Source organism: Paenibacillus sp. SAF-068 (assembly GCF_051967555.1).
Classification (GTDB): domain Bacteria; phylum Bacillota; class Bacilli; order Paenibacillales; family Paenibacillaceae; genus Paenibacillus.
The window spans coordinates 30,877-51,368 of record NZ_JBQCJX010000004.1 but is presented as its reverse complement, the minus strand read 5'-3'; the positions used below and the strand labels follow the sequence as shown (position 1 = coordinate 51,368).

At 46.7% G+C, this 20,492-nt stretch carries 24 protein-coding genes and 1 other annotated feature; of the genes, 11 read left to right on the top strand and 13 right to left on the bottom strand.

The features are described 5' to 3' along the window. Both ACTHPG_RS21530 and ACTHPG_RS21525 read right to left on the bottom strand, forming a co-directional pair. A complete protein-coding gene (locus ACTHPG_RS21530; RefSeq protein WP_440391648.1) occupies positions 1 to 1,095 on the bottom strand; it encodes a transglutaminase domain-containing protein in 1,095 nt (364 codons plus the stop codon). Positions 1,096 to 1,161: 66 nt separating this feature from the next. Then, complete coding sequence (locus ACTHPG_RS21525) at positions 1,162 to 1,647, bottom strand: ATPase (RefSeq protein WP_440391461.1); 486 nt, start codon at positions 1,645 to 1,647, stop codon at positions 1,162 to 1,164. A 187-nt stretch (positions 1,648 to 1,834) separates the two neighbouring features. Here ACTHPG_RS21525 and ACTHPG_RS21520 point away from each other — a divergent pair, with 187 nt between their 5' ends. Then, positions 1,835 to 3,010, top strand: coding sequence for an MFS transporter (locus ACTHPG_RS21520; protein WP_440391460.1), 1,176 nt, complete (start codon positions 1,835 to 1,837; stop codon positions 3,008 to 3,010). Between the two features lie 525 nt (positions 3,011 to 3,535). Continuing rightward, a complete protein-coding gene (locus ACTHPG_RS21515; RefSeq protein ID WP_062837991.1) occupies positions 3,536 to 3,883 on the top strand; it encodes a toprim domain-containing protein in 348 nt (115 codons plus the stop codon). Positions 3,884 to 3,960: 77 nt separating this feature from the next. On the opposite strand, the gene ACTHPG_RS21510 is transcribed toward ACTHPG_RS21515, so the two are convergent. Beyond that, a complete protein-coding gene (locus tag ACTHPG_RS21510; protein ID WP_192135858.1) occupies positions 3,961 to 4,572 on the bottom strand; it encodes an SCO family protein in 612 nt (203 codons plus the stop codon). Between the two features lie 424 nt (positions 4,573 to 4,996). Between ACTHPG_RS21510 and ACTHPG_RS21505 the strand changes: the two genes are divergently transcribed. Next, on the top strand, positions 4,997 to 5,977 hold the full coding sequence (locus tag ACTHPG_RS21505) for a metal-dependent hydrolase (protein ID WP_440391459.1): 981 nt from the start codon (positions 4,997 to 4,999) through the stop codon (positions 5,975 to 5,977). Positions 5,978 to 6,094: 117 nt separating this feature from the next. Here ACTHPG_RS21505 and ACTHPG_RS21500 read toward each other — a convergent pair whose 3' ends face one another. Continuing rightward, complete coding sequence (locus tag ACTHPG_RS21500; protein WP_024634589.1) at positions 6,095 to 6,313, bottom strand: alpha/beta-type small acid-soluble spore protein; 219 nt, start codon at positions 6,311 to 6,313, stop codon at positions 6,095 to 6,097. A gap of 120 nt (positions 6,314 to 6,433) precedes the next feature. Here ACTHPG_RS21500 and ACTHPG_RS21495 point away from each other — a divergent pair, with 120 nt between their 5' ends. After that, a complete protein-coding gene (locus ACTHPG_RS21495; protein ID WP_440391458.1) occupies positions 6,434 to 6,634 on the top strand; it encodes a hypothetical protein in 201 nt (66 codons plus the stop codon). A gap of 112 nt (positions 6,635 to 6,746) precedes the next feature. Here ACTHPG_RS21495 and trpS read toward each other — a convergent pair whose 3' ends face one another. Further along, positions 6,747 to 7,742 (bottom strand): tryptophan--tRNA ligase, encoded by a 996-nt coding sequence (gene trpS, locus ACTHPG_RS21490; RefSeq protein WP_440391457.1) that lies wholly within the window; start codon positions 7,740 to 7,742, stop codon positions 6,747 to 6,749. A 75-nt stretch (positions 7,743 to 7,817) separates the two neighbouring features. Continuing rightward, positions 7,818 to 8,084, bottom strand: a binding site (T-box leader). A 245-nt stretch (positions 8,085 to 8,329) separates the two neighbouring features. Between trpS and ACTHPG_RS21485 the strand changes: the two genes are divergently transcribed. Together ACTHPG_RS21485 and ACTHPG_RS21480 are read left to right on the top strand one after the other, a co-directional pair. Beyond that, a complete protein-coding gene (locus ACTHPG_RS21485; protein ID WP_440391456.1) occupies positions 8,330 to 9,304 on the top strand; it encodes an aldose 1-epimerase in 975 nt (324 codons plus the stop codon). Positions 9,305 to 9,517: 213 nt separating this feature from the next. Continuing rightward, a complete protein-coding gene (locus tag ACTHPG_RS21480; RefSeq protein ID WP_017692382.1) occupies positions 9,518 to 9,751 on the top strand; it encodes an alpha/beta-type small acid-soluble spore protein in 234 nt (77 codons plus the stop codon). An 88-nt stretch (positions 9,752 to 9,839) separates the two neighbouring features. Here ACTHPG_RS21480 and ACTHPG_RS21475 read toward each other — a convergent pair whose 3' ends face one another. Both ACTHPG_RS21475 and ACTHPG_RS21470 read right to left on the bottom strand, forming a co-directional pair. After that, a complete protein-coding gene (locus ACTHPG_RS21475) occupies positions 9,840 to 10,253 on the bottom strand; it encodes an O-methyltransferase (protein WP_440391647.1) in 414 nt (137 codons plus the stop codon). A 273-nt stretch (positions 10,254 to 10,526) separates the two neighbouring features. Continuing rightward, positions 10,527 to 12,326: a M3 family oligoendopeptidase gene (locus ACTHPG_RS21470; RefSeq protein WP_440391455.1), complete on the bottom strand. Its 1,800-nt coding sequence runs from the start codon at positions 12,324 to 12,326 to the stop codon at positions 10,527 to 10,529. Between the two features lie 118 nt (positions 12,327 to 12,444). On the opposite strand from ACTHPG_RS21470, the gene ACTHPG_RS21465 reads away from it, so the two are divergent. Both ACTHPG_RS21465 and ACTHPG_RS21460 read left to right on the top strand, forming a co-directional pair. Continuing rightward, positions 12,445 to 12,615 carry a YycC family protein gene (locus ACTHPG_RS21465; protein ID WP_074096390.1) on the top strand — a complete coding sequence of 57 codons (171 nt, stop codon included), beginning with the start codon at positions 12,445 to 12,447 and terminating at the stop codon, positions 12,613 to 12,615. Beyond that, positions 12,612 to 12,845: a hypothetical protein gene (locus tag ACTHPG_RS21460; protein WP_062324061.1), complete on the top strand. Its 234-nt coding sequence runs from the start codon at positions 12,612 to 12,614 to the stop codon at positions 12,843 to 12,845. The genes ACTHPG_RS21465 and ACTHPG_RS21460 overlap by 4 nt, the downstream gene beginning before the upstream one ends. A gap of 12 nt (positions 12,846 to 12,857) precedes the next feature. On the opposite strand, the gene ACTHPG_RS21455 is transcribed toward ACTHPG_RS21460, so the two are convergent. The 3 genes from ACTHPG_RS21455 to ACTHPG_RS21445 form a co-directional block, all read right to left on the bottom strand. After that, a complete protein-coding gene (locus tag ACTHPG_RS21455) occupies positions 12,858 to 13,589 on the bottom strand; it encodes a DUF2225 domain-containing protein (protein WP_433747027.1) in 732 nt (243 codons plus the stop codon). A 43-nt stretch (positions 13,590 to 13,632) separates the two neighbouring features. Then, complete coding sequence (locus ACTHPG_RS21450) at positions 13,633 to 14,010, bottom strand: globin domain-containing protein (RefSeq protein WP_440391454.1); 378 nt, start codon at positions 14,008 to 14,010, stop codon at positions 13,633 to 13,635. A gap of 244 nt (positions 14,011 to 14,254) precedes the next feature. Then, on the bottom strand, positions 14,255 to 14,419 hold the full coding sequence (locus ACTHPG_RS21445; protein WP_155984997.1) for a hypothetical protein: 165 nt from the start codon (positions 14,417 to 14,419) through the stop codon (positions 14,255 to 14,257). Between the two features lie 152 nt (positions 14,420 to 14,571). Between ACTHPG_RS21445 and ylbJ the strand changes: the two genes are divergently transcribed. Together ylbJ and ACTHPG_RS21435 are read left to right on the top strand one after the other, a co-directional pair. Further along, the gene (gene ylbJ, locus ACTHPG_RS21440) at positions 14,572 to 15,825 is read left to right on the top strand and encodes a sporulation integral membrane protein YlbJ (protein ID WP_440391453.1); all 1,254 of its coding nucleotides are present in this window, start codon (positions 14,572 to 14,574) and stop codon (positions 15,823 to 15,825) included. 104 nt (positions 15,826 to 15,929) lie between these two features. Then, positions 15,930 to 16,733 carry an NAD kinase gene (locus ACTHPG_RS21435; RefSeq protein ID WP_036673293.1) on the top strand — a complete coding sequence of 268 codons (804 nt, stop codon included), beginning with the start codon at positions 15,930 to 15,932 and terminating at the stop codon, positions 16,731 to 16,733. Positions 16,734 to 16,761: 28 nt separating this feature from the next. On the opposite strand, the gene ACTHPG_RS21430 is transcribed toward ACTHPG_RS21435, so the two are convergent. Next, positions 16,762 to 17,181, bottom strand: a complete 420-nt coding sequence (locus tag ACTHPG_RS21430; RefSeq protein ID WP_440391452.1) for a YutD family protein — start codon at positions 17,179 to 17,181, stop codon at positions 16,762 to 16,764. 14 nt (positions 17,182 to 17,195) lie between these two features. After that, positions 17,196 to 18,095, bottom strand: coding sequence for a lipoyl synthase (gene lipA / locus ACTHPG_RS21425; protein ID WP_253440726.1), 900 nt, complete (start codon positions 18,093 to 18,095; stop codon positions 17,196 to 17,198). Positions 18,096 to 18,335: 240 nt separating this feature from the next. Between lipA and ACTHPG_RS21420 the strand changes: the two genes are divergently transcribed. After that, the gene (locus ACTHPG_RS21420; protein ID WP_440391451.1) at positions 18,336 to 19,406 is read left to right on the top strand and encodes a M23 family metallopeptidase; all 1,071 of its coding nucleotides are present in this window, start codon (positions 18,336 to 18,338) and stop codon (positions 19,404 to 19,406) included. 127 nt (positions 19,407 to 19,533) lie between these two features. Here the strand turns inward: ACTHPG_RS21420 and yunB are convergent, their stop codons facing one another. After that, positions 19,534 to 20,412: a sporulation protein YunB gene (gene yunB, locus ACTHPG_RS21415; protein ID WP_440391450.1), complete on the bottom strand. Its 879-nt coding sequence runs from the start codon at positions 20,410 to 20,412 to the stop codon at positions 19,534 to 19,536. Positions 20,413 to 20,492: the final 80 nt, after the last annotated feature.

Sequence of the window (20,492 nt, the reverse complement as noted above, 5' to 3'; positions counted from 1 at the left end):
TTAAGCTGATTGATCCTTCAGATGGGTATCGGCAAAATTCGGAGGATTGAACCAGTCTCCACTGATCGCCCATGTCGGATCAAGCGGAACCCAGCTCTCCGAATCACTCAGATACACTTCATTCCATGCATGGGGACCATATCCTCCCTGTCCGTTATATCCAAGTCCTGTAACGACTTTGACTTCAAGTCCTTGTGAACGGGCCATCACAGCATAGAGACGGGCATAATCAATACATACGCCTTTGCGTGTATCAAATGTATTCTGCGGATTCTGTTCATGCCATATGCCTTTTTGTTCATAGTCATCCACTTTATCATAGTCATACTGAATGCGTGAACCTACCCAGTCGTATAGTGCTCTTGCCTTTGCCTCATCTGTCGATCGGCCTTTGACAACCTCTCTCGCAGCAGATTCAATATCCGTCGGAATATTGTGGTCAATGACTTCATATTTGCGTTGCAGGATGCCGCCCAGTTCCTTCTGCACAGCCTGCGTAAATACGGGAAGCTTGTCCTTGATAAACGTACCCGACAACGGTTCGATAACCGATTTGGCCCCTTGCATATAGATGGGAGATGCCTCCACATATCGGCTGAACATGCTCCCGGGGTAAAGACTGACGATCATGAACAAAACGGCAATGACTATCATTCCACGGACGGAGCCTATGATTGTGCCAATGATTGCACCCGTCAGCCGACTAAGCATACCTTTCGGCGCACTTTCCTCAGCTGACCCCTGCCGGCTGCTAAAAATAAATGAAGAGAGAAACCCGAGGATCAGTCGGATGAGTCCATAGCTAAGCACAAATAATACAGCGAACCGCATTAGCGGAAAATCTGCAATCGCCGTAATTAACGTATAATACATCTGTTCCCACCGGTTCAGCTCACGGTTAGGCATGGCTGAAGCATACTCCGACAGCCACTGCTGTACATATGGCGCAAGCCACAGTGTTAAACCGATCGACAACAGAATACCAATAACCGCCATAATGCCATCCATCAGGAAACCAAAGAGTCTGCCTGCTGAACGTGAAGCTCCTCTGGACCAACCCTGTAACAATGAAGCAGCCACAATCAGCAACAGCATAATCGTGATGCCATTCAATTCCTTCAGGCTGTCCAGCCAATTCTGCAGCACGTACCGATTCCCCCTTTACTTCGATGCTGGTGCTGTTTTGTTCTCCTGTGCCTGTTCGACAAATGTACGTATCGTTTCATTGTCGAGTTTCCATTCGCCTAGTGAAATTCCGCGGAAGGTCACATCAACTTTATCGGATTGAGTTCTGCCCTTAATCTCCACATTGGGACTTGTGATGGCGAATGCTCCATCCGCCCCTTTGACGTATGTTGCTTTGGAAGCTTCCTTCAGCATCATGCTGGTTGCTTCCTTCTTCAAGGTGTCCATCGTACTGGATTGCACGTCTGTCACTGTCTGTTTGATCTGATCAATGGAGATGCCGCTGTATATCAGTAGAGCCGCAATAATGATGATGGCAATCAACCATTTCAATACGGTTTTGACCACATTCAGAACAAAGAACAATATGATCAGCGCAACCACGATCACCAACCAGTTCTGCATCAGAAACTCTTTGATTACTTCTATGTTCATGACTACACCTTCCGTATTTGAATTCATTCGTAACACTCCCGAATATTATACATGATTTCCGAAGCCGCTGTCAGCTAAGCCCTCTCCCTTAAAAATAAACGGTCTAAGTTCGTCCCGCCAGGCGTACAAGTAGTACCATAAGGTTCTGCTGGCGAACGGAATACGTTCAAGACCTGAAGTTTGCACATGCATCGCTTAACAAGGAGGGGCTTATGTGAAAACGGCCATCTGGCTATACCTGTTTTTGTTCCTTGCTGTATTTGATCTGCACGCCCAGTATCCCATTCTGACCCCTTTTGCCATCTCGCTGGGAGCCGCCCCTACTTTCATTGGCTGGATGATGGGCATTTATTCCTTAACGCATCTTCCTGGCAATCTCATTGCCGGAACACAAATCGATAAACATGGCAGTCGCCGCTACATTGTCTTCAGTCTGCTCGGGGCAGGAGTCATCCTGCTCCTGCAAGCCTATGTCCAGACACCATGGCAACTGCTCGCGCTGCGTTCCATCAGCGGTTTTGTACTGGCCTTCCTGTCTCCGGCATGTCTCGCCTTGCTTGCACAGTTATCCAGCGATCCGGTGAAACAGGGGAAGTATATGTCGGGACACGGGGTAGTACATACCCTCGCGTCTGTGGTGTCCCCCGCAGCCGGCGCGATCATTGTGGGTTCCATGGGATTCTCTGCTACATTCTCAGGTTTGGGCTATCTGCTTATTCTCACAGGTATCATTGCTCTCCTGACAATGCCCCGTGGCATCATCAAGCAACATGAGAGAGTAACTGAACCTGCCAAACCTGACGTTTCACCAGCAGGTGCCACAAGTGCATTCCTGCCCGTGTCCTGGCGATACTTTGCCCTGCCTCTGGTTATCTCTTGTGCTCAAGGGATCCTCTTCTTCGAGTTACCCCTTCGAGGAGGAGGGCATTCTTCCATCATGTCTACCGGCCTGTTATTCTCCGTAATCAGTATTGGAGCTCTCTTCACACTGAGCATGTTATTTCTCAATCGTTATTCACCCAAACTGCGTCTGGTTGCGGGTGTACTGCTGATGTCCTTATGTTTTTTTGTGATGGCAGCCATTCCGCAAATCCCGTTGTCTACCGTATTATTTGTACTCGGGATGTCCAAAGGCATTATTTTTCCAGCTATGGCTACCTTATTTATCCGTCTGAGCGGAGGAAGCAGATTGGGCCGCATTTTCTCGCTGCAATCCATTGCCACATCCATCGGCTCTTTTATCGGCCCCATCACAGCCGGACAACTTCGTGTCGGGTTATCGCCCTATTTCATTGCGTTTCTTTTGTTAATGATTGGCATGCTGCTCCTTCCATACTATACATCCAGAAGCGAAGCTTCCCTGTCTGATCCAAAAAGTATACTGAATTAAATTTTGATCAGTCACTGTGTCCCTAACGTTATGACAGCAATTAGGCCAGTATTTTCATAAGCTTTGCATCATTCCCCCATTTACAGCTAAACTATATAAAATGGACTGATGGTTTACACACGAACTGAACGGCCTAGGGGGCATGAGCGCTACTTCAAGATTTCATCTTTTTCTTAAATATCATCATTAGGTATGGACGATCATTGGAAGTAGTGAAGGGGACGGAATCGATTTTGAAGAAGCGGTAGCGTTCGCCTTTGTCTCCATATTTCAACCTTAAAAAATAAAATCAATCAGAAATTTGGAGACAACAGCGATCGAAGGAACGATCCGTAACCGTAACGGCCACTACTGATCAGAATTAATTCATGATGTATGTGAAGAAGAATTCAGAAATCAGACGTGCTCCTGTCCGCGTGGTGAACAGTGTAAAGAAAAGGAGTCCATTTTATATAATCAGTCGATTTTCGCTGCAACATTTCCCGGGGAATGTCGACATAAGCTCTCGAACAAGAGGTGAATACCATGCCTATTCATGTCATTGTGGAAGGTAAGAATGACCGAAGCAAATTGAAACGTCTGGTTGGTCCCGAGATCAACATTCTATGTACGTTTGGAACACTTAATTCACTCAAACTGGAAACCCTGCGCAAGCAAGTCGGTTATGATGAAGTCTTTTTATTTATGGATAACGACAGTTCCGGCAAAAAAATTAGAGGTGTGCTTCGGGATGCTTTCCCGGATGCTGTACAGATGTATACACGCCGAGGATATGCAGGTGTGGAAGGAACACCTGATGAGTATATCATTGCCCAGCTGGAGAAAGCCGGGTTAGAGACATACATTCAATACCCTGAGCATCCTTCCTTTTAAAAAGAAATGCCAAAAGGCTGCCTTTCGGTTGATATCCAACCTGAAGGCAGCCTTTACAATAGAGTAGTATCCGATCATTATTCCTTGATCAGATTGCGAATATCCTCAGCAATGACAGCAGGCACAACATCCTCTGTATTGAACGCATTATATACTTTGCGCAGCTGATTATTCTGATCCACCAAGCCAATCATATTCATATGGGCAAAATCGTCCTTATTCTCCCCTTCAATCAGGATCTGAAAAGAATCCCTGGCGAACTGTTTTGTTTTGTCCATATCCCCCCGCAGGAAGTACCAACCGGAATAATCCGCATGGAAGCGGTCCGCAAACGTCTTGATCTTCTCTCTTGTATCGACTTTGGGGTCGAATGAAATGGATACAAACGAGACATCTTTACCAAAGGTGTCGTCCTCTTTCAACAGATCCTGCACCTGGGATAACGTAAACGTCGTAATAGGGCAGACATCCGGACAGCTGGTGAAATAAAAGTAGAACAAACGGACCTTCCCTTGAGTATCCTCCAGGGATACCGTACTGCCATCTACATTTTCCATGGAAAAGGATTGGATCTCGCGAATCTCGGGTAATTTCTCCTTACTGGCGAATACGGTGCCCCACATCAGATACACAGCCATAATAAGTGCGAGCCCAAGCAATATCCATGTCCATTTGTACTTTTTCAGCATCTTTCTCGTCCCTTCTGTATCTTCCTTTTGTGAATACGCATACATATTTGAACTTAAAAACACGTTTGTTTAACTTCATCCATCTACTGTGACATATGTACTCCAGGAAACCTACTTTTTATGAGATTCTATATTATTGTAACGGTTTGACGTACCAATGCCCATACATATTTATGGAACATCCTGAACGCGTAGGCTCTGACGAAATTCCGCTCACTATCCGATATAAAGTTTATCACAGGAAATGCCGAAATAGTTTGACAAACTACGTACATTTATTGGGTGTGGACCAGGTTATTGTCATAACTTTGAAATTGGGGATGTTTTGCATCCGGACAGACGGATATTATACACTATATATGGGTATCACCTAGATAGAGAAGTAATATGCCTTAGAACGATACACCACACAAAGGAGACGTTTATGGATACCTCTACACATTTTGTCATGGGGATTGGTTTAGCCGGTCTGGCATATGTCGATCCTGTCGTTGCATCCAACCCTATGCTTGCAGCCGCGGTAATGGTTGGCACGATTGCCGGTTCCCAGGCCCCTGACATCGATACTGCGTTACGTCTCAAAAGCAATTCGCTTTATATTCGAAATCATCGGGGCTTGTCACACTCCCTGCCATTTCTCCTGTTATGGGTTCTGCTCATCACCGGCGTCATCGCACTGATATTCCCTGGCGTCCCCATTGGACACGTTGCCACCTGGACCGCTGTAGCCGTAGGTGTCCATGTATTCACCGATCTGTTCAACACCTATGGAACCCAAGCCGCCCGGCCTTTTACGGAACGCTGGATCGCCTGGAACATTATTCATATTTTTGATCCGTTTCTATTCACTACGCATGTCGTAGCTATCCTGTTATGGGCCTTTGATCTGATCGCCCCTGCGCCACTCTTCGTTACGTTGTATAGTTTGACCAGTCTATATTATATATGGCGAACGATTGCTCGTGCCCAAGCGGCCAGAAAAGTTAGACGTCTTGATAACAGCCCAGAACAGGCAAAATACATCGTCATTCCAACGATCTCCTGGAACCGCTGGCATGTGGTTAAACGAGTGAAGGACGGCAGTTATGTGATCGGTAAAATGGATGGTTCTAATCTGGCATGGAATCTGCACGCCTCGTCTTCTACTCATGCGGCCGTTGCCGCTTCACGCAAATCACCGGAAGTCAGTGCTTTCCTCTATTTCACCTCCTATGCGGTGGCAGAGGTTGAAGAACTGCCTGCCGGTTACAAGGTCCGCTGGGCAGATGTACGTTATCGACACCGGAAGCAATATCCATTTGTCGCGGTAATTGTGATGGATCGGAATTTTGAAACGATTGATACGTATGTAGGCTGGTTAAGTGATGAGAAGATGGATAAAAAACTTTTATCCGCACGCCCTTGACGAAGTGAGCACGGCAAGGCACAATCAGACATAGGAACTGATACGCGAGAAAGCCCGGAGCGTTTCCGCCCCGGGCTTTCTGTTTATCCTTTTTTTACTGCTGTTGGTTAGGATGAATTATTTGCCAGACCCAGCCAAAGACTGCTCAGCGATTTGTACCAGACGTTTGGTGATATATCCACCCAAAGATCCTGTTTCACGGGAAGTATAGTTACCATAGTACCCGTCTTGAGGGATAGTTACACCCAGTTCCTGTGCAGCTTCCATTTTCAATTGTTGCAGTGCTGAATTTGCCTGAGGTACCACCAAGTTGTTAGAACGAGATCCTTGAGCCATATTTATAATCTCCCTTCAATCTGTGTCTGTAATGTAATTGCAAGCTTGCAAGATTATTATGGCTCGCAGGCTACAGGTTATACGGAGTTTTACTAAATTTGTAGATGGAGGTTTTTCCCAATGAGCAAAGGTCTATCCGTATGGTTCGCATTCTCTTCGATTGTTTTGTTAACGGTTTCAGCCATTATGATCTCATACTCCGGCTGGTTCGCTGCTTTAATGTTTGTCCTGTCTGTTGCCAACATTGGCTGGGGTTTTGTAATTCGCGCCAAAAAAGAACGTCAGGAAGTTCGCTCGGCGGCTTCAGAGCCTATTTCTTGAGCAGTATTTAACTCAAGTCAGAACATAGGAAAAAGAGGAGTCCTTCAATGGACTCCTCTTTTTTCATATTAACTATTCATGCCGTTACATATAGACTTCTTGTCTTCCAAGACTACGACAGCGTACGTCTCGGGACAAACCCCATACGTTCTTTCACCGCACTCAGCGTCTGAGAAGCAACTTCTTCGGCACGACGAGCGGACGTATCCAGAACCTCAGCCAATTCGCCAGATTCACGAATCTCATTATATCGTTGTTGCAGCGGTTCAATAACAGACACAACCACTTCAGCAAGTTCCTTTTTAAAAGGACCATACATTTTGCCTTCATAACGCTCAGCGACTTCCTTCAGCGTCATACCCGCACACTCAGCGTAAATACTCATCAGGTTGCTAACTTCCGGTTTGTTTGCCGGATCATATACGACTTCACGTCCCGAATCTGTAGTGGCACGGCTGATTTTTTTGCGGATAACATCCGGCGGATCCAGCAGGGCAATATAGCTACCAGCATTAGGGTTACTTTTGCTCATCTTCGAAGAGGCATCGTCAAGCGACATTACCCGTGCACCTACCTGTGGGATATACGGATCAGGAATCGTAAAGTACTCCCCATAGCGGTGGTTAAAACGTCCTGCCAGATCACGTGTCAGTTCCAGATGCTGCTTCTGATCCTCACCTACCGGTACAAGATCAGCATTGTATAACAAAATATCAGCTGCCATTAATGATGGATACACGAATAGTCCCGCACCCACGGAATCTTTACCGGATGATTTATCCTTAAACTGAGTCATGCGTTCAAGCTCACCCATGGAGGTCAGCGTCGTCATCAACCAGCCCAATTCTGCGTGTTGTGGTACATGGGATTGAAGAAATACGTTAGATTTCGAAGGATCAATACCTGCTGCAAGGAATAGCGCAGCTACCGCTTCCGACTGCTCACGCAATGCTGCTGGCTCCTGAGCCACGGTGATTGCATGAAGATCAACTACCATGAAATGACATTGATAGTCATGCTGGAGTTTTACAAAATTTTTGATTGCGCCAATATAGTTGCCCAATGTGAGCTTACCGCTTGGTTGAATACCTGAAAGTACTGTTTTCATTGCACATAACGCCTCCCTGATTATATATAAAGCAGCTCCTGTCATTCTCTGCGAACGCAAAAAGGCCTCACATCCGCAAGGGACGTGAGACCGTGGTGCCACCCTTATTCGCTTTTCTCCTACTGCCCTGACCCTTAATCTAGTCAAGCTGAAGAAATGCCTTCATTGTTCCGTAACGTGGATTATACGGCAGACTCTAATGGGGCAAGCCCTTCTCTGGCTTAGCCTGTTCAAATCCACACTCAAGGGTCCATTCGGTAAAGAGCTCACACCGGTTCGCATCTACCACCGGCTTTCTGAAGAGGATTCTCTTGGCCTACTTATCCCTGTCATCGATTTCATGTCATTTGATTGAATAAATGCTTTCAGAGTTCCATCTTAATGCGCAAAGGCGCGAATGTCAAAATGAGTTGAACTTTTTTACCCGAGACATCAAAATCTGTTATGATGGAATTGCTTATTCTAAAGCCTGCTTCACACGAAGCAGCGCAGGAAATAGCTGGCATGTACACAATGACACGCCTGCATCAGTACAATTATCAAACACTGCTTGCAGACAGATTTCAAGTGGGAAAAGGAGCATCGATATGAAACAAGTGACCAAAGGCCAATGGAATGGTTACGACACGTATATCCTACATAGCCGTGAATTGGAAATCACCCTGCTGCCGCGTCTTGGGAATAATATTATTTCTATTCGCGATTTAGTGCAGGACCGAGATGTCGTCCGCCGTCCGGATGAAGACGATCTTGCCTTTTATCTGCAGAAGCCGTACCATTTTGGCGTCCCTCTCCTGATTCCACCAGGACGCATTCATCGGGGACAATTCGAATATGAAGGTGTTGGGTACCAGTTCGATCAGAACACGGCGAATGACAACCATATTCACGGCCTCCATCGTACCCAATCCTGGTGTGTCAGTGACATTGAGGAAGATGAAGACGGCTGTGCAATCACGACCGAATTACGGACTGAAAATGAAGAACACTGGATGGCTCAATTCCCCATTCCCCTGAAACTTGAGATGACGTTCAGCCTGCAAAACGCTGTATTCAGCCAGCGTCTGCGAGTTACCAATCTGAGCTCAACGCCTGCTCCTTTTGGGATGGGATATCATACATGGTTTTTGTTAGACGGCAAACCTGCCGACTGGACACTGCAGCTCCCTGTTTCCGGCATATACGGACAGAATGAAGAACAACTACCGACAGGTGAACTGGAATCCCTGGGAGAATGGTCTGCTCTTAACGATGGCATCAACTTGCAGGGACGTAACTGGGATACCTTGTTGAAAGCTACCGAAGGTGAACCTGCTACGGCGTACCTACGCAGACGAGATGGATATACCTTGAAGTATTCAGCAGATGAAGCATTTTTCAAACACTGGGTTCTCTTCACCAAAGGTGAGTCCGATCAGTTCTTGTGCATTGAACCATACACTTGGCTCCCGGATGCACCGAATTTGGCTTTATCGGATGAGGAAACCGGGTTGATTCGCCTGGAACCGGAACAGCCTGTTGAGCTATTTACACGTATTGAGGTTATACCTCCTACAGACTAAACGAGCTGATTACCCTCTATACTGCTTTTACGCATTGTACGAATCTCAACAACTATTTTGATATTCTTATACAACTTGCCGACCCGCATTGGGTCGGCTTTTATTATGTTCTGTTTAATGTGAATTACCCATATATTCCCTTACGCCATATCATGTATATTTCCTTATTCTCTAACCATACTAACATCACCAACCCATAAGGAGGTGACACATATGTACGGAGGTCAAAACCAAGGTAGCGGTAGCCGCTCCAACAACCTGGTCGTTCCCCAAGCAACTGCAGCATTGCAACAATTGAAAATTGAAGCTGCACAAGAGCTGGGTGTAACGATTCCACAAGATGGTTACTACGGTAACTATACTTCCCGTGAGACAGGCTCTCTGGGTGGATACATCACGAAACGTCTGGTGCAAATCGCTGAGCAGCAATTATCGGGTCGTTCGTAAGCTCGTAATGATTGCTTGAGACTAAGCAGAATCCCAAAGTAGCAAAAGCGGCCTTCTTCGGAAGTGCCGCTTTTTTTGGTCCAACGAATTATGAGGTCGACTCCATATCTGTATCCTTGTATGTATTGGTTCTAGGGTAACGAATCATCAAGCTCGCCATATTGTAATTAGACTCCATCGTTGCATCTACCAAAATCATACCTTGTCTTAATCCGAAATCGTACGATATTTCACCATGTGTCCAATTGCGTTTAAATTTCAGCGTTTCCAGTGCCATCGCCCGAAAAGAATTTCTTTGGGTTTCGTTTAGTCCCCCTTCCTCCGCATCCATCTGCCCATCCCGTCCAGTTATCGGATTATGTCGAATACCAAACTTCCCAATTACGTTATTTCGTATTTGCACAAAAACTACCCCTGAATCTAACCCTGACAACTCATGATCAAGCTCTTTAAATACCAAATCTAACTGCCGTGCTAAAGAAAGCTGGTCAATTTTCATAATAACACTCCTCCTACATGCTTATAGTCCTATTCGATAAGGACTTACGACTCATTATATGACATCATATGTGCGCGTTCAACAAACAACGGCAAACTTGGGTATTTTTAACTATGATTTGCACAATTAATTGCCATTCCCCCTCCTTAAAGTGAGTTTTTTCGTTTATTTGCGACAAAATATTTAAAAGCAGAAAATCAGGATCGTAAAACAAAAAGAGGCTGCACTCCTGTGTCTGTTAACACGGAATTGCAGCCTCTTTCATATATGTTCAACCTATTTTTGGGGTGCTGTCATTTGCAAAAACTGCTCAATATCGGCAATAACCAAGTCCGCAGCATTTTGCCAGAAATCCGGTTGTGTCAGGTCCGTGCCCAGATGTTTCTGAGCAAGTTCTTCGACCGTCATTCGTCCCGTATCCCGCAACAAATCATCGTATTTATCTGCAAATGCTGTTCCCTCTTGCTGTGCTCTCGCATAAATTCCAGCACTGAACATGTACCCAAACGTGTATGGGAAGTTATAGAATGGTACACCTGTGAGATAGAAATGCAGTTTGGATGCCCAGAAATGAGGATGATCTGAGGCAAGCGCGCCGCAGAATGCTTCCTGCTGTGCCTCTACCATTAATTTGGATAGCTCATCCGCATTCACCAGGCCTTTTTTGCGCTGTTCATAGAAACGATTTTCAAACAGGAACCGGGCATGGATATTCATAAAGAAAGCCACACTCCGCTGTATCTTGTCTTCCAGCAAAGCCAGCTTCTCTTGCTCATCTGTTGCTGCCTGCACCAGAGCATCCGCTACAATCAATTCAGCAAAAGTGGACGCTGTCTCAGCCACATTCATGGCATAACGTTGATTCAATGCAGGCAACTCTTCCATAATGTGTTGATGATACCCATGACCAAGTTCATGCGCAAGAGTCGACACATTGGATGGTGTCCCGGAGAAGGTCATGAAAATTCGGGTTGCTTTGCTAAGTGGCAAAGACGTACAGAATCCACCTGGACGCTTACCTGGACGGTCTTCTGCTTCGATCCAGCGTTTCTCAAAAGCCATCTCTGCAAAAGAAGAAAGTTTAGGACTGAACTTGGCAAACTGTTCAACAATATTGATGGCTGCCTCATCGTAGGTGATTTTGCCACTCGACTTACCTACAGGTGCATCTACGTCGCTCCAGCTGAGCTTGTCTACCCCGAGCAATTCTGCCTTACGCTCCAGATATTGAACAAGCGCAGGTTTGGCCCCATTAATTACATCCCACATCGTATCCAGTGTTTTACGTGACATCCGGTTGATAGCCAGAGGTTCCTTGAGGATGTCATCCCAGCCACGTTTCTCATATAACTTCAGACGGAATCCTGCGAGGTGGTTCAACGTGTCTGCGCAGAAATCTTCGACATCAGTCCAAGCTTGTTCCCAGTTTGCAAATACCGTCTCGCGTACATTCCGATCACTATCACTCAGCTTGTTGGCAGCCTGTCCAGCGGACAGCATCACCGTTTCCCCATCTTGCTCAAATGGAATGTTTACCTTGCTGACAATCGTATTATAGAATTTGCCCCAACCATGGTAACCATCCACACCCAGATCCAGAGCAAGCCCTTCCAGTTCAGGCGACAACTTCTCACGAGCCAGCGTGCGGCTCTCGTTTAATACAAATGCCAGCGGCTGAATATCTTCCCGAGCAATCCAAGCGTCCCACACCGAATCTGATGTCTGACTGAGTGTATTGTCGAACTTGGATTTGCTGCCGTTCAGCATCGCAGCAATAGAACTGATGGCTCCCTGAAGCTGCGTTGCCTTCTTGTCCTTCTGGTTTTGTGAGGAGAGGCAGGATACAAACGCAGAACCTTCCGATATGCGGACATAACAGCTTTGCAGCAGTTCCAAAATGGGATCAAATGCTGTCGTCTCTTCTAATGAAGCCGGTGCGGCTGTTTCGTTTAACAGCTGTTGCAGTTTACGTACATCCTCTTCCAGTTCAACCAGATACGAAGCGAATGTCTCGGAGGAAGAACCCCCACTAAAAATGGACTCCAGATCCCATACGGGGTGTAATGGCGTTTTCATTTAATAAGGCACCTCTCTCTATAAATTGGATGGTTAGGATTGAATTAAAAACTGGTTTTATGCGTGTCATATCTCTATACTAGAGACATACTTATAGCAACTTTCAGGAGGTAAACGTATGAAACCTTTACAAGTATCGGCTGATACAGCCGTCAAATTAGCAGAATCCCTGGGCGTACCTTTGGAACACCTGATGCACATGCCGCAACATATCCTGATGCAGAAGATTGCAGAGCTTGCCAAACAAGAAACCTCCAAACCTTCCGCACCAGAGGGCGAACAAGAATGATTCCGTTTGAGAACAGCTGGCCTTACGATATTGTGATGGGAGACATCTATGTACAGCAATGTCCCTACTGTCATGCAAGCAACGTACTGCTCCCCCTCAAACCCAAAGAGCTTGTGCGCATCCGCGAGGGCAAAAAGAAATTACTCGTCTTTCCCTGCTGTAATACCAGCATGACCGTGATCGACAATGACAGTGACTATTTGTTATCCAGCCGTCCTGTCCGTAATTAATGCAAGATCAACCTAGAGGGGGCTGCGCTTCGCAGCCTCTTTGTCTGCTTCCAGCATCTCTTCAGGGAGTTCCAACTTACTTGAGATCATCTGTTCACGCAGCACAGCCCACTGTTCCCTTGAAGCACGAATCATGGCCGCATCTGTGATCCGTTTGTCATGAATGACCTTGCTGAACCATTGCACTGCTTCATTAAACCGTCCTACCCTGCGGTTCAATTCCCCAAGCAAATACAACAGTTTGGCTTCATTGCCGCCCGTTCCTTCCCGTTCGAACACCTTCACATAGGCTTCAAGGCTAAATTCGAGAAAACGATGTTCCTGTGCATGGTCCTCCATATATCGATACAACCATGCTATATGATGCAGCAGACCAGCGACGACACGGTCTTTCTCCTGGATAACCTGTGCGCACAGCAAGGCAAGCTTGTACGTTGCCAGCGCCTGGTCCAGTGTACGTGCTCCGCTATAATCACGTTTGACCCAGCGATTACCAACCTGTTCTTTAAAAGCCTTGCGTTGAGCATCATTCAAATGTTCCGTTGCGTTCTCCGTAGAGGCGAACCCGCACTGCGGACAGATGCGAACCACATAAAAATCCGGATTCTCCAGCTTGTAGTAAGCACAAAAATCTGAATCCGTCCGATAGGGCCTCTTCAAACTAGGTCTTACACGTGAGGTTTCATACTCTGTTTCGCAATAATGACAGGTCACTTTCACCTTATACAGCGGCTCTAATTCCAATCTCTTCCATCCCTCTCCCGTACGCTTATAATCATATTCGGAACTACGGTGTATTCACAAAATGATGTGCAGGCCCGGATAAACGCTGCAGGATAAACGAATGCAAGGGCTCCTCCACACCGATCTGTGTTAAGGCTTGATCCATGCATGCAAGCCAAGCTTCAGCCCGTTCAACCGTCACTTCAAAATGCATATGACGGGCACGCATCATCGGATGTCCAAACGCTTCGGAAAACAGATCAGGTCCTCCAAAAAACTGAGACAAAAACATATACTGCTTGTCGATGACCGGCTGAATATCTTCCGGGAAAAGCGGAGCCAGTTGCTCATTCTGCTGAACGATTGGATAGAAGGCCTCGACCAGTGCGCGAACCCCTTTCTCACCGCCAAGATTGTCATAAATACTCAAACTGGGATTCATTCGTCTGATTCCCCTTTCTGATGTCGAATTTTGCCATATATTACACGTTCCGTGAACATTGTGAAAACAGTAACAATATCCAGGCCATAAAAGCCTTTATCTCCATTCTATCAAAAAAAACCAAAAAGTCCTATATAACATGTAATTCTCAGGATGCATAACCTGCCATCCGTGTATAGGACCTTCTTCCGAACTCAACACAAAAAAAGCGCCAACCGCATGGGTTGGCGCACTAGATATTCCATTAATAACTCCGCCAGTCCTCTTCCTCAGAGCGTACCAGCGAGGCACGTATCACATATACAAAAGCACAGACCAGGATTCCGGTGACAAGACTCATGATCATCACTCCATCCGAATTGAATTCCACCTTGGAGACAATTAGGTGACGTTCAGGCGTTTTTCTCATTTTAGCACACATCACTCAAAAACACAGCCACTTTTGCAAGCGCTTTCTACGTATAATTTTGTACTGTTTGTCCACTTTTTTTCATATATTGATGGCAATAGCATCACAGACTTCCGCACACCGACCATTCCAAAAGTAAAGGAGAAGAATTCATGGCTACTTCACAACGGCTTACCCATGTCCTGGTCACACTCGCTCTCCTGATCTTTTGTGTGTTAATGGTCTTGTATCCAGCGGAAACCTGGCATGCAGGTGTACGCGGACTGTCCATCTGGTGGGACGTATTGTTTCCCTCCCTTTTTCCTTTTTTGGTGTTGTCCGAGCTGCTGCTCGGCTTTGGCATTGTTCATTTTCTGGGTACCATGTTAAATCCACTGATGCGTCCTTTGTTTCGTGTTCCCGGAAGCGGTGGTTTTGTATTTGCTGTGAGCTGTGCATCCGGTTATCCTACAGGGGCGAAACTGACCGCCCAGTTATGGGAACAAAAGCTGGTTACCCGGGAAGAAGGAGAACGGCTCGTTGCCTTCACCACATCATCCGATCCCATCTTCATGATTGGAGCCGTATCCGTTGGGTTCTTTCACAATGTCGCCATTGCTCCATTATTGGTTGCAAGCCATTACGCTGCGGCTTTTCTGGTGGGTATACTCATGCGTTTTCACGGCGGTACAGCGAAAGGCTCAGCGCCAGACCTCCCTTCTGCATCTCCATCGGGTGAAATACCCGGAAACAGACTGGTTCGGGCCATCTACGCGATGCATGATGCAAGAAAGGCTGACGGACGGGCATTCGGCGAACTGCTGCGCCAGGCAATCTCCTCATCCCTTCGCCTTATTATTATCGTAGGAGGGCTGGTTGTATTCTTCTCGGTCATGTTGGAGTTGCTTGTACAGACAGGTTGGCTTGCTGGATTGTACGGAATTACCGAGCAATTGCTTCGATATAGCGGGCTTCCTCCATCCTTATCTCCTAGCTTGGTTGGTGGGTTATTTGAAGTAACGCTGGGGAACAAAGAGGCCGGAAGTGCCGGATCAGCCATCCCACTCGTCTATAAAGTTGCAGCAGCAGCCTTTGTTCTCTCCTGGGGCGGATTATCCGTCCATGCACAGATTATGAGTGTTCTGAGCAACACCCCCATGAGATACGGCCCATTTCTATTTGCCAGAGCGATTCATGCGCTAATCGCACCTCTGCTGGTCCTGATGTTATGGACACCCATGATGGGACGTTCCTCTTCACCCGTTCTCATGGAGCCTGGTTTCATCCCATCGTTATCGACCTATGCACCAGACTGGGGACTGATCTTCCTGACGGGGGTCATTGTTTTTGCGAGTATCATTGTGTTATTGCTATTGCTTACGATATTAGGTTATATCTTCAAGCCAAGACGACATGTCAAAAAATAAGTCGCTCATTCATCTATATTTAACTGAATATGCCTCCAAACGTTGTGTTCTTCCGCGGAATTGATTATCATCGGTAGTATAATGACCACAAAGGAGCTTTCATCTTGAGATATTATGTTCAAGACCGCGGAGACCAGTTATCGATTGATCTCAGTCAGCAGTTTCATGCGCTGGCGAAGGAAGAAGGGTTCAAGCTGGATGCAGAATCGCCGGAGATTGTCATCTCCATCGGGGGCGATGGTACGATGCTACAGGCATTTCACAATTTCATCGACCGTATTCCGGATATTGCTTTTGTTGGGGTTCATACAGGCCATCTCGGCTTTTATGCCGATTGGAAGAAGGAAGAATTAAGGGAATTGGTCAGGCTGATGAGTGGCAAAGGAGATCCGGAGCGTCTCAAACCACGCATTGTACAATATCCGCTATTGGAACTTGAGATTCGGAAGAAGTCGGGTAATTCCTCCTACATCGCCCTTAATGAATTTACGTTAAAAGGTGTGGATGGTACCGTCGTGGCCCAAGTCGATATTAACGATGTGACCTTCGAGATGTTCCGTGGGGATGGAATCTGTGTATCCACGCCTTCAGGCAGCACGGCATACAACAAAGCCCTTGGCGGTGCCATGGTTCATCCGACCATTGAGGCAATTCAGATTGCGGAGATTGCTTCAATTAATAACCGTGTCTATCGTACACTCGGTTCACCGGTTATTTTGCCCAAGCATCATCATTGTGATATTTTCTCCCGCAAGGACCAGCGGTTATTGATGACGATTGATCATGTGAACGTGATGGTGGAGGATCTAATATCCGTCCGTTGTCAGGTATCCAGTCACAAGGTCAGTTTCGCACGTTTCCGTCCTTATCCATTCTGGAACCGGGTCCGCACGGCATTTCTTGACTAAAATAACTCACACAAAAAAGCGGTCCTTCTCAGGAACCGCTTTTTGCTTTGGCTTGGGGCTGATCTTTGCTCTTCTGAAGAACAAAATACGCACAGCCAAAGTTACAATATTCATTGATATAATCGACCATACTGGCGATCGTGGAATCCTTTGTCGCTTTCGGATGGTTATCACGGTAAAAACCTTTTAACCTTAACTGGCTATAACCCCAGTCCCCGATAATATAATCATAACGCTCCAGCACCTCACTGTAACGATCACGGAAGACCTCTGGATTCCAGCCCTCTTTGTGGTTCTGGACGATTTCATAATTTTTAGTGCCAATCTGTACAATGACCGGTTCTTTGGGCTTTTCTTCAACCGATTCAACAACCGATTCCTGAACCGGCTCCTGGATCTGCTCCTGAAGTTGGTCCTGAATCTGTTCTGTAATTTTGTTTTCTTCCAATCGGGTGTCCTCCATCACGCGTGTGTTGCCGCCTGTTCAGCATGTTTGGTTGCCGATTTCACCTGTTCATGCGCATGGTAGGAGCTGCGTACCATCGGGCCGGACTCGACATGGCTGAAGCCACGTTTTAATCCTTCCTGTTTCAATGCAGCGAACTCCTCTGGCGGATAATACTTTTCAACATACAGATGTTTCTCCGATGGCTGCAAATACTGACCGATCGTCATAATATCACAGTCCACTGCTCGAAGATCATCCATGGTTGATAAAATTTCATTATATTCCTCACCTACACCAAGCATAATACTTGATTTCGTTGGGATGTTAGGTTGCATTTCTTTGGCACGAGCAAGCAATTCCAGTGAACGTTTATATTTCGCCTTGGCACGCACTTTGTCTGACAACCGCTCAACCGTCTCAATATTGTGATTCAGAATGTCCGGTTTGGCATCCATTACAATCTGCAAAGATTCCCGATCGCCCAGAAAGTCTGGAATGAGTACTTCAACGCTGCATAATGGCAACCGCCGCCGTACGGCCTTTACCGTCTCTGCAAAAATCGTAGCTCCTCCATCCTTCAGATCATCACGGGCTACACTTGTAATGACGCAGTGTTGCAGATTCATCTGCTCTGCTGCTTCCGCCACACGTTCCGGTTCCTGTAAATCAAGCTCCGTTGGCAAGCCTGTATTCACCGCGCAAAACCGGCATGCCCTTGTGCAAATATCGCCCAAAATCATAAAAGTGGCCGTTCGATTGGCCCAACATTCATAAATATTCGGACACCGTGCTTCCTCACATACCGTATGCAGCGTTTTGGAACGCATCATCGTTTTCATTTCCTGATAGTTATCGCCGGTTGTCAATTTGATCCGAATCCAATCCGGCTTCGGTTCTTTAACACGTTTTGCCAATGCATAAACCTTCTTTCTACTGAAGTTAGGCTGTTGCTCGGAACATATTATACCATGAAAGCGTTGGAAAAACCCCCATTTGTCACATCTTGTGCATTCATGCCCGATATGGACAATTTGGATCATTCGATTCGTCCCAAGTGCTTGCATGGATAAAATGAGAACTTTTGAAGAACGCTAACCTTTAGCTTGGTTCATCGGGTACCTTGTATCATTCTAATGGAAAGGGGCTGCTTCCCAGTGCAACAACGCTTGACCTTCAGGCACACGTACAGCTTTTGGATCAAAACATTACTTGCAGGTACTCTGCTTCTCCCATGCTTGCCTGTTGATGTTTACGGTGAACCCGCCCAGGCCGCTCCGAAACCACAGACTGCTGAACTAAAGCCGGCAGAAATCTTCGCTGCACGTCGCCATTTATATGAGAGCATCGGTCAGATGACTCAGATTCCCTGGTACAGGCTGGCCGCCATTGATCAGTATGAACGTACGATTACCCGTGCACATCCTAAGGATCGCAAGCATCCTGAGCGGCTCACGGGTATCTTCATGACCCCTCCAGCCTGGAGAGGATGGCTAAATCCAGATGAGACAGATCAACATCCGGAATCCATTCTTTTTTTTAAAGGATATGGACGTGATGGTTCAGGAGACGGGATCGCGGATGCCAACAATGATCAGGATGTATTATACAGCATAGCTTCTGTGATTCAGGGTTACGGGCACAAACAAGAGGACTTCAACATTGCCCTGTGGGAATATTATCACAACTCCCGTGCTGTGCAACGGGTACAGCAATTTGCGAAGTTATATGAGCATTTTGACAATCTGGATCTGTTTGGACATGCCTTTCCGGTTCCACTCGGAACCAATTATTCCTATCGCAGCACCTGGGGGACGAAACGAAGCTGGGGCGGCTATCGCATTCATGAGGGAACGGATATTTTCGCTCCGCATGGTCTACCCGTGCGCAGTACCTGTTACGGAGTCGTGGAAATCAAAGGCTGGAACCCGTTTGGCGGCTGGCGCATCGGTATCCGGGATTTGAACAATCATTATCACTATTACGCCCACCTGTCGGGTTTTGATAAAAGTGCTCGCATCGGTGAAGTCGTTATTCCCGGTCAGGTTGTAGGTTGGGTCGGCAGTTCCGGTTACGGGAAACCGGGAACACAAGGGAAATTCCCTCCACATCTGCACTATGGGATCTACCGGGACAGCGGACTGCACGAATGGTCGTTCGATCCTTATCCACAGCTGAAACATTGGGAACAGGAAGAACGTAAACAAAAGAACAAGAAAAGCAAGTGAGACGACATAGGTCAATATAAATGTTTCCGCTAGGAGTAACGATGAGCATGCGAATAAGGGACCTCTTTATTAGAGGCCCCTTTTCTCATTTTGTCCTTAAAGCCTTTTTACTGGTAATGGGATTCTATCACGGGTGCGCGTCCTTATTAGGCTGCAATCCCCCATTCACATCGGGCAGATTATCCGGTTCAAATTCAAGTTCACTTCCTTGCAAAGGGTTGGATGGCGTCTGTTGCTGGTTCTGGCTAGGGGGATTCGTAGTCAATCCACTACCGCTTGATACTCCCGTATGACCGGATGGCAGCGCAATAGCCGGGGCATTACTGCCGTTACTGCCCACCGGCTTACCCTGATTATCGTAATAATACATTGGCACATCTCCGACAACCAACAGATAGGATATCGGAATTTCCGTATCGACGGTCTCGGGCTCCATGTCGAAGGGCACCACGACCGCGACCTCAGCAATGATGTGAATGTACACTTCCACCAAAATCATGTTAATTCCTGCATTTTGCTGACGGGTGTTCAGGTCCACTTTGACAGCGCCCTGAGGCTCAATACGTACCGGTATACTCGGGCCGAATGAAGCCATCACCGGACTTCCCAGCGCCTGACCCAGCGGAATTTTTTCTTTTAACATGTGTACATTCTGTAGCGTGGATTGCACGATATTCATCGTACTTGCGGTAATGCGCATATGCTCATTGTAGTTCAGCATGAACCCGGACACTTTCCCGGCGGTATCCGTCTTCCAATCAATCAGTCCTTCGTTGGTTTTGCCATCTGCCACCTGTGCTGTAATTGCCTTGTTGATCGCTTCGGTCGCAATCTGCTTCACTCTGATCTTGGCCAAGTGCATGATGGGGGGCTTCATTTTCTTATCCACGTAAGCAAAGCCCTGCATCAAACAAAACACGGTAACCAATAAAATGATCAGCCACATTTTGCGCTTGCCGCTTGGCGGCTTACGGCGTCTCCGGCTTCGCCATTTTCTTCTCATCATCGAAGTGTCCCTCCCCTGCGGGATGAGCTATAGGCTATATGTTAACCTTATGCACCGTTGTCCTGAAAAAGAAGGACAGT

What these genes read in the sequence shown, in the direction of transcription:
- ACTHPG_RS21530 (WP_440391648.1), bottom strand. Translation starts at nt 1,095, where the DNA reads ATGCTGTTGCTGATTGTGGCTGCTTCATTGTTACAGGGTTGGTCCAGA.
- ACTHPG_RS21525 (WP_440391461.1), bottom strand. Translation starts at nt 1,647, where the DNA reads ATGAATTCAAATACGGAAGGTGTAGTCATGAACATAGAAGTAATCAAA.
- ACTHPG_RS21515 (WP_062837991.1), top strand. Translation starts at nt 3,536, where the DNA reads ATGCCTATTCATGTCATTGTGGAAGGTAAGAATGACCGAAGCAAATTG.
- ACTHPG_RS21510 (WP_192135858.1), bottom strand. Translation starts at nt 4,572, where the DNA reads ATGCTGAAAAAGTACAAATGGACATGGATATTGCTTGGGCTCGCACTT.
- ACTHPG_RS21505 (WP_440391459.1), top strand. Translation starts at nt 4,997, where the DNA reads ATGGATACCTCTACACATTTTGTCATGGGGATTGGTTTAGCCGGTCTG.
- ACTHPG_RS21500 (WP_024634589.1), bottom strand. Translation starts at nt 6,313, where the DNA reads ATGGCTCAAGGATCTCGTTCTAACAACTTGGTGGTACCTCAGGCAAAT.
- ACTHPG_RS21495 (WP_440391458.1), top strand. Translation starts at nt 6,434, where the DNA reads ATGAGCAAAGGTCTATCCGTATGGTTCGCATTCTCTTCGATTGTTTTG.
- trpS (WP_440391457.1), bottom strand. Translation starts at nt 7,742, where the DNA reads ATGAAAACAGTACTTTCAGGTATTCAACCAAGCGGTAAGCTCACATTG.
- ACTHPG_RS21485 (WP_440391456.1), top strand. Translation starts at nt 8,330, where the DNA reads ATGAAACAAGTGACCAAAGGCCAATGGAATGGTTACGACACGTATATC.
- ACTHPG_RS21480 (WP_017692382.1), top strand. Translation starts at nt 9,518, where the DNA reads ATGTACGGAGGTCAAAACCAAGGTAGCGGTAGCCGCTCCAACAACCTG.
- ACTHPG_RS21470 (WP_440391455.1), bottom strand. Translation starts at nt 12,326, where the DNA reads ATGAAAACGCCATTACACCCCGTATGGGATCTGGAGTCCATTTTTAGT.
- ACTHPG_RS21465 (WP_074096390.1), top strand. Translation starts at nt 12,445, where the DNA reads ATGAAACCTTTACAAGTATCGGCTGATACAGCCGTCAAATTAGCAGAA.
- ACTHPG_RS21460 (WP_062324061.1), top strand. Translation starts at nt 12,612, where the DNA reads ATGATTCCGTTTGAGAACAGCTGGCCTTACGATATTGTGATGGGAGAC.
- ACTHPG_RS21450 (WP_440391454.1), bottom strand. Translation starts at nt 14,010, where the DNA reads ATGAATCCCAGTTTGAGTATTTATGACAATCTTGGCGGTGAGAAAGGG.
- ACTHPG_RS21445 (WP_155984997.1), bottom strand. Translation starts at nt 14,419, where the DNA reads ATGAGAAAAACGCCTGAACGTCACCTAATTGTCTCCAAGGTGGAATTC.
- ylbJ (WP_440391453.1), top strand. Translation starts at nt 14,572, where the DNA reads ATGGCTACTTCACAACGGCTTACCCATGTCCTGGTCACACTCGCTCTC.
- yunB (WP_440391450.1), bottom strand. Translation starts at nt 20,412, where the DNA reads ATGATGAGAAGAAAATGGCGAAGCCGGAGACGCCGTAAGCCGCCAAGC.